The sequence below is a fragment of the Ruegeria sp. CDSC068 genome, from assembly GCF_059610545.1.
The window spans coordinates 1-7,655 of sequence record NZ_JBXWNV010000021.1 but is presented as its reverse complement, the minus strand read 5'-3'; the positions used below and the strand labels follow the sequence as shown (position 1 = coordinate 7,655).

Below are 7,655 nucleotides of genomic sequence, written 5' to 3'. Positions count from 1 at the left end.
AACGTCGTGACGTTCCTGGTATCCAGGCACCTGCAACAAGTACATACGCGCATGCTCAATGTAATCCGGACGAGGTCATTCTGGTTGGCGTGTACTACGCGTTTGTTTCCGCTGTCCCATTGTACAAGTCCACGGTTGTGATCTTGCTAGAGATGGAAAAGGCCAGCGTGGTTGACCTGCAAAGCGTTTTTTGTGGTCTGGCCGGGGACACGGCCGAATTCCACATCGCGCTTCGCCCGGTTTCTGCAGTTGCTGAAATCAAGCAGTGCATCCGGTCCCTACTTGGGGCTCAAGCCGACCCGGAACCAATATCTGTCTCGTTGTCCGGGCAACTGATCCGAGACAAAGTAATCTCTGCGCTGTGCAAGGTCTCCAAAGTGCCCAACCTTAAGCTGGTTCCACACGGACAATCAGCGTCTGGCCGGCCCTGTGCCAGGCCAGATCAATGCCCGCAGCGTGACGCACAACAGTTATTCGTGTGGCAGCTAAGCGACAAAAATTATGAAAATTTAAGGTGCGGGCGACACTCTGAAAAGAAACAGCGCGCCCTAAAGGCGCGCTGTCTTCATTTAAGCTGGGGATAAGGGCCTTAGTTGGTGCCCGTCGTGCTTGTGGTGCTGTTTGTTGACCCACCGCCAGCTGCTGCAGCGATACCAGCTGCTGCCGCAACCGCGCCCAAAGCTGGGGCAACCAACGGTACAAAACCTGTGACACCTGCCGCAGCCGCGCCACCTGCCGCCGCACCACCAGAGCCTGCACCGCCTCCGGCGGTAGCTTGCGCCGCACTCGCATCTTGTGCATGAACGGCCGTCGCTGAAAGGGCTAGCGCAAGAAGAGACGCTCTGATCATCCTGAATCTCCTAAATCAAGTGTTGTCTGACCGTTATCACACAAGCTTCAACCTGAGAATGCTGAATTCCTGAAAATTCCTCAGATTTTTTGCAATGCCGCTAAGTTGCTTTTTTGAGGGACTTTTTCCCATTTCTACATCAAAAAAATAGTTGGGATTGAGCAGGTTTTAGGTGCCTCATAAACGGTCTGGCTTGCGCGTTAGCCCGCATTTGGCGCAGGCCTGCCTCAAGCAGGTCAGATGCTAACGAAAATTCGGAATGGGGGCGTAAGAGGCACACATGCGCATTTACAATCGGCAAGCAATACAGCAGGTGAAGTAGTCACCGGCTTGCGAATATGAGGGCAAAGGTATGAAGATTGCAGTTGTAGGTCTTGGATATGTGGGATTGTCCAACGCGGTGCTAATGGCACAAAACCACGATGTCACGGCAATCGACATTTCTGAAGAGCGGGTTCAAATGGTCAATTCCGGCCAATGCCCCATCGTCGATGCTGAGCTTGAAGACTTTCTTGCCAACCGAACGCTGTCGCTCAGGGCAACTACGGAACCGGCCTTCGAAGATGCCGAATTCGTCGTTATTGCAACCCCGACAAATTATGATGCCAAATCCAACTACTTCGATACATCCAGTGTCGAATCTGTCGCCCGGCAGGTGAATGCGATTAACCCCAAGGCCACCGTCATCATCAAATCGACGATTCCGGTGGGGTTTATTCAGTCGCTGCGCTCTGACCTGGGCAGCGACAACTTCATCTTCTCGCCGGAGTTCCTGCGTGAAGGGCGCGCGCTTTATGACAACCTGCACCCGTCCCGCGTGATCGTTGGCGAACGTTCGGACCGGGCGCGGGTATTTGCCGAGCTTTTGCTTGAGGGTGCCCTGACCAAAGACGTGGACGTCCTGTTCACCGACCCGGATGAAGCCGAAGCGATCAAGCTGTTTTCCAACACCTACCTCGCCATGCGAGTGGCCTTTTTTAACGAACTGGACAGCTATGCCATGGCTGGCGGTATGAACACACGCCAGATCATCGAGGGGGTCTCGCTGGATCCCCGAATTGGCGATCACTACAACAATCCGTCCTTCGGTTATGGGGGGTATTGCCTGCCAAAAGATACCAAACAGCTTTTGGCCAATTACAGCCATGTTCCGCAAAACCTTATTCGTGCCATCGTGGACGCGAACCGGACGCGCAAGGATTTTTTGTCAGATCGAATCCTGATGAAAGGCCCACGCGTCGTTGGGATCCACCGGCTGGTCATGAAAGCCGGCAGCGACAATTTCCGTCAGTCTTCCATTCAAGGCATCATGAAGCGGCTGAAGGCCAAAGGCGTGGAGGTCATCGTTTATGAACCAACGTTGGAGGAAGATGAATTTTTCCGCTCTCGTGTTGTGCAGGATCTCGAAACCTTTAAGTCCGAAGCCGACTTGATCGTTGCCAACCGGCATAGCCCCGAACTTGAAGATGTCGCGGACAAGGTGTTCACCCGAGACTTGTTTGGCGCGGACTAAACGGTTTTCACTTGTTCTGCACTTCTGGGCAATGACCTTATTGATCGGTTTGACAGGATCAAAAACCGACGATCAGCTTTGCTTGATAAGTTAGGTTTGCAAGGCTGCAATCCCTGCCGCGCGTTTTCAAACCAATGTCACACAGAACCCGGTGCGCAGTTCAGCCCTTGGCCCCCTGCCCGCGCGCGTATTTATCTTCGTAACGCACGATATCATCCTCGCCCAAATACGTGCCGGTTTGCACCTCGATCAGGACCATCGGGACCGTTCCCGGGTTTTCCATCCGGTGCATTGCCCCAAGAGGGATATAGACAGATTGGTTCTCGGTCACCAATTGCTCACGATCATCGATTGTCACGCGGGCCGTTCCCTCAACAACAATCCAATGTTCGGATCGATGGAAATGGCTTTGCAGGCTCAACGAAGCACCAGGGTGCACATAGATACGCTTGACCTGAAATCGCTCTCCGACCACCAGGCTTTCGAACCATCCCCACGGGCGGTGATCCTTCGGGAACGCCGTCGCCTGCGGCGCGCCTTTTTCCTTTAGCGCGCTAACCGCTTTTTTGACATCTTGCGCCCGCGATGCATCCGCAACCAGAACCGCATCATTCATCGCCACAGCGATGATGTTATCCAGCCCGATACCCACGATTTCCAACTGTTCGCTGTCCGACCGCAAAAGGGTGTTCTGGCAATCAATCGCCGTTGCCCCCCCACTGGTCACCACACCTTGTGCGTCCGGGCCGCTTTCGCGCCATACGGCGTCCCAGCCGCCCAAGTCCGACCATGCGGCGCCGAAGGGCACAACCGACAAGTTCGTTGCCTTTTCCATCACGGCATAATCGATCGAAATGTCTTCGGCCTGCGCCCAGCTTTCAGGGTCGAGACGCAGGAACCCCAGATCCTGCTTTGCTTTTTCCACCGCTGTCTTGACCGGCTCGATCATATCGGGGGCATGCGCCTGGAAGGCCGCAATGATGTCCGCCGCCCGGAACAGGAAAATCCCTGCGTTCCATTTGTAATTCCCGGCCTCCAGCATTTCGGTCGCACGGGCGAGGTCTGGCTTTTCGACAAATTTCTTCAACGGAACAGGCGCACCGTCACCGTCCGACCCAGCAGCCAGTTCAAGGTATCCGTACGCTGTTTCCGCATGTGTCGGGGTGATGCCGAAAGTCACCAGTTTGCCCTGCGCAACCGCCTCCAGACCACGGGCAACAGCGGCCTGAAATTCAGCAGCATCCGGTACAACGTGATCGGAAGGGGCAACCAGCAATACAGCGGCCTCATCCTTGGCATAAGCATATAGTGCCGCCGCAAGAACCGCTGGCGCCGTGTTGCGACCCTCAGGTTCGATCATGATTGTTCCGGGATCAATTCCAATAGCCTGCAGCTGTTCCGCGACAATGAACCGAAAGTCCGAGTTGGTCAGAACCACCGGCGGTTCAAATTCCAATTCCGCGTTTGTTCCGGATAACCGGCGGGCAGACGCTTGAAACAGAGTCTCTTCTCCGACCAATGGAACGAATTGCTTCGGGTAGCTCTTTCGGGACAAAGGCCAGAGGCGCGTACCGGAGCCTCCACAAAGAAGGACAGGACAGATCAACATAAAATGCTCAATAATTTGACGCGGTTCCTAATTTTCCTATTGAAACCGTCATGACCTGACAAGGCTTGGCTTGGTTTGGCCGAAAAAAAGGATGTTCTGTGCCGCGAGCGTGGATGAGTTTCCGAAGCTGTGTACCATCGAGAATTTTGCGTGCTTTCGAACCTGGTTCGGCGTGAACGGCGCTAAGGACGGGCACTTATGAATGTAGGCTCACCACCGTCCAGGCAGACCGCAGTCAGTACGCCGGTGGCAAAGGCGCCGGTATCCACAGCAATCCGTCCGCGCCGCGCTGTGGCTTGATCGACAATTGTGTGACCATAAACAACCCAAACACCGTCTCGCCTGTCGGTAGTTCGAAATTCTGGATGGCCCCACATCAAAGTTTTTTCGGGTTGCTGATCGGCGGGCGTACTCGGATTTGCACCAGCATGCGTCACAAGGACGTTGCCGGAATAATCAAAGGTCCTTAATTCCGCGATCCATTGGACCAGCTCAGGTCCCATCTCCGCCAAAAGATTGTCTCGGCAGGCGACCAGTTCAGCAGCGGTCATCTCGGCGCGCACGTTCCGGACATCAAATGAGGCCAGCGTCTGCAGGCCACCATAGCGCAGCCAGCGCGGGCCATATTCCTCAGGGTCACACAGGAAATTCAACATCATGTCTTCGTGGTTTCCCTTCAGACAGATGAAATCCGGGCGGTCTTGGATCAGACGTAGAACGTCAGCACTGTTTTCGCCGCGATCGATATAATCTCCGACAAGGATGATCCGATGATCCCGAGGAATCTGAGGCAACAGTTTCTGCAACTGCCTTATGCAGCCGTGCACATCACCAATGACACAGGTCGGCGTGTCCGGCACAGGAGCAGGAAAGACCGCGCGTCGCCCGAAACGTTGAATCAGCGATGACAGCACGTTAAGGGTGCCTCCTGAGTGGCTGCAGCGACCGGCTATCATTGAATTCATGGGCCGGCGGTCAAGACCCAAGGCGTCTAACATTTGCGCGCCGGTCTAAGCAAGCTTCATTCAGGCTGTCCGGCAGGCAGGAATTCCCATTCTGATGATCTCTGTGCCTTTTATCCTGAAAACGCCGTTGATCCGGTTACGCCCTTTTTCCATGAACCACGTCTTAAGCGGCTCGGGATAATACGCGGCCATGATGTGACTGAAATAGTCAAAGTCTTTTGGGGCAAGCCGCCGGCCACTGCGCGAAGGTCCATGGAATCCAAATGTCGTGTCAGGGTTCACACAGGTCCCGGGAAGGCCCAGAAACATCGTGCAGGTTGAAAAGCAGACACGTCCCCGAATTTCGACTTGAATGCCGTTTTTTTGCAGATTTTCGATTTCGATCAAACGGTCATGCAGATACCCGCCTCGATCGCTGCCAACAACCATCAGCCCGTCAGCTAACGTGGGCGAAGGGACAGAAGTCACCGAGGTCAGTACTCCCGCAAACAGTGCCGCCACTATAGCTTTGATTCCGCGGTGCTTAGGTTTGCAATACGCTCTGGCCGACGCGCGCTGAGGGCGAAAAAGATTCCTTTTTTCCAGCATTTCGAAGCCTCCGATTCCAGTTGCGGACCGGATCAGAGGTAAAACCGCGTGGTGCGTTCCCTGTGAGCGGGAAAAGTCAAAATTATGTTTTAAATCAAAAGTTTAGTTATAGTTTTCTTAAACTTTTTGATTTCCGGCTGCTCTATCACCGGAGTTTGTTCAGCTGAAAGCAGTTCTGACCGCAAGCCTATCCAATTAGCATACAACCGTAGTTCAGCTCTGGTTCACAAATGCAGTGGGGACTTCGTTCGTATCGGCAAAAGCGGCGCGGCAACTCGAACCCACATTGCACTTGGAGGACAAATTAGCAGAAATTTTCAATCGCGTCCAAAAGCCGGATGGGATGAAATGGATTTTACCGCCCAAGCGGTGATCAAGCGATCCTTCGGCAGCGCTCTCAAATCTCAAAAGTGACGTAAACAGGTCTGAGACAGATGATCAGCTATAAAGTGGCTTGTTGTTCACCTGGTGCCGTTCCACCAACTTACGCATATGCTTGCCCTTTTTGGGAATGTAGCGTGCGGAAATCGCCTCGAACTGCGGATCGCAACATTCGGGAAACAAGTCTTTGATTTCTTGTCGGGCTTCTGGAGATACAGTCCTGAGTGCCTCGGGGCCGGTAAACAAGCTTTCCGTCAGCGCCCCGTTGGACCAGATGAGCTCATGCCGATCGAACAGTATGTGAAAGTATTCGACGCTACCCGCGGTGTCGGGCAGAAAGTCGATGCCATCCAAAGGCAACAGCTTTTTTGCCGGTATCAAAACATCCTGACACTCAAACATGCGCATGGCGACAGCTGATGACACCAAAATGCGGTGCTGCTGGGACACAATTAGGTCCTGCTTTGGGTACCCATCACCCAAGGCATTCACTCGGATTAGGATAGGCCGAAGCCGTGGCTGAGCTTCAAGCTCTTCACGGCTCAGTTTACGCGATCCGACCCAACGAACCGGTTTGAATCCGTGATCCTGGGTGAGAACCTGATCGCCTCCCCGCAGATCCTCTATCGGAACTGGCCCTTCCTGTGTTTCGATCAATGTTCCGGCCGCAAAGCACAAAACGTCCACAAACTCGCCGTCTGCATTTGTGGGGCCGGTCACGGACTGGTCGATGGTAATGGTGTTCGACCCGGTATCGTTCCAAGCGTTTGCAATTGCGGCGGAATTTACCGTCATTCCGTTGAAAAATTCCAGCGGTACAAGCGCGCCGTTATCTGACTTCACGCCAAAGAGCTGGATTGTTCCGTCCGGCTCAACGACCAAACGAACAACTGGTTCACCGTTGGTGTTTCCAAGCTGCCAAACAGCTGGTGTATCGATTTCGTACCTGTCCCCGTCAGCAAAGCGAACAGTTTGACCCTCGGTGCCATTGACTTGTCGTTGGAATTGCAGCTCATTCGGCGCCCCTGCGGGTCCACCAACAAACAAATCCACACCATTGATCTGCAGGCTAAAGCTGTTGTCGAGAGAGTCGAAATCAATAACAAAACCGCCACCAGGAGAAGTATCGGTGAACGTAGTACCAACGCCGCCAGAGATGTTGAAGTTTGCCATGCTACTTTCGACCTGCCCCAAAAGTTAACGGTTTTCACACCGCTTACGTCGACTTTTCAGATCGAGATATTGGCTTGTTTCTCATCATTGGGGAAGAGATTTCTTAGGAATTCTGTTGCTCCCCGTTTTGGTCGCGGACTGCAACAGAGATTCAAGTATCAATCCGATTTTGTTCAGAACCTTTAGCTGGGACCACGCAGACGCGCATAACAAAGTATTTGCGTCCTCAGTGCTTCCTGTTGTGATAGCCGAAGGCAAAATACCAAGCGAAATGCATGATATATTGTTTTCATCCCTGTTTTTGCGCTTAGGATTTGTGTCTTTGACCTTACGGTTATTCACCTGACAGGGCGCAGATGTTAAACGATTGATTCATTTGATCAATTGCAGTCTGACCGTGGTGTTTTGGACTATCTGACGCTGGTTGCGGGAGTAGGATTTGAACCTACGACCTTCAGGTTATGAGCCTGACGAGCTACCGGGCTGCTCCATCCCGCGACACTTTGGTGGTCTACCGCCTATTCGGCTACTTGAGACCGTTTTTCGGCCTGTTGCTTACGCTACTTGAGGCCGGGG

6 protein-coding genes and 1 tRNA gene are annotated in these 7,655 nt (G+C 53.4%); 1 reads left to right on the top strand and 6 read right to left on the bottom strand.

Going from position 1 to position 7,655, the window contains the following annotated elements:
• Positions 1-589: 589 nt before the first annotated feature.
• Complete coding sequence (locus tag AC2FID_RS22375) at positions 590-850, bottom strand: hypothetical protein (RefSeq protein ID WP_282121600.1); 261 nt, start codon at positions 848-850, stop codon at positions 590-592.
• 352 nt (positions 851-1,202) lie between these two features.
• Here AC2FID_RS22375 and AC2FID_RS22370 point away from each other — a divergent pair, with 352 nt between their 5' ends.
• On the top strand, positions 1,203-2,363 hold the full coding sequence (locus AC2FID_RS22370; RefSeq protein WP_496838787.1) for a nucleotide sugar dehydrogenase: 1,161 nt from the start codon (positions 1,203-1,205) through the stop codon (positions 2,361-2,363).
• A 160-nt stretch (positions 2,364-2,523) separates the two neighbouring features.
• Here AC2FID_RS22370 and AC2FID_RS22365 read toward each other — a convergent pair whose 3' ends face one another.
• The 5 genes from AC2FID_RS22365 to AC2FID_RS22345 form a co-directional block, all read right to left on the bottom strand.
• A complete protein-coding gene (locus AC2FID_RS22365) occupies positions 2,524-3,972 on the bottom strand; it encodes a mannose-1-phosphate guanylyltransferase/mannose-6-phosphate isomerase (RefSeq protein ID WP_496838785.1) in 1,449 nt (482 codons plus the stop codon).
• A 182-nt stretch (positions 3,973-4,154) separates the two neighbouring features.
• On the bottom strand, positions 4,155-4,886 hold the full coding sequence (locus AC2FID_RS22360) for a metallophosphoesterase family protein (protein ID WP_496707768.1): 732 nt from the start codon (positions 4,884-4,886) through the stop codon (positions 4,155-4,157).
• 111 nt (positions 4,887-4,997) lie between these two features.
• Positions 4,998-5,438 carry a hypothetical protein gene (locus AC2FID_RS22355; protein WP_282121604.1) on the bottom strand — a complete coding sequence of 147 codons (441 nt, stop codon included), beginning with the start codon at positions 5,436-5,438 and terminating at the stop codon, positions 4,998-5,000.
• 525 nt (positions 5,439-5,963) lie between these two features.
• Entirely contained in the window at positions 5,964-7,079 is a 1,116-nt protein-coding gene (locus AC2FID_RS22350) for a Hint domain-containing protein (protein WP_496838783.1), read from the bottom strand.
• 421 nt (positions 7,080-7,500) lie between these two features.
• Positions 7,501-7,577: transfer RNA gene (locus AC2FID_RS22345), tRNA-Met, on the bottom strand.
• Positions 7,578-7,655 lie beyond the last annotated feature (78 nt).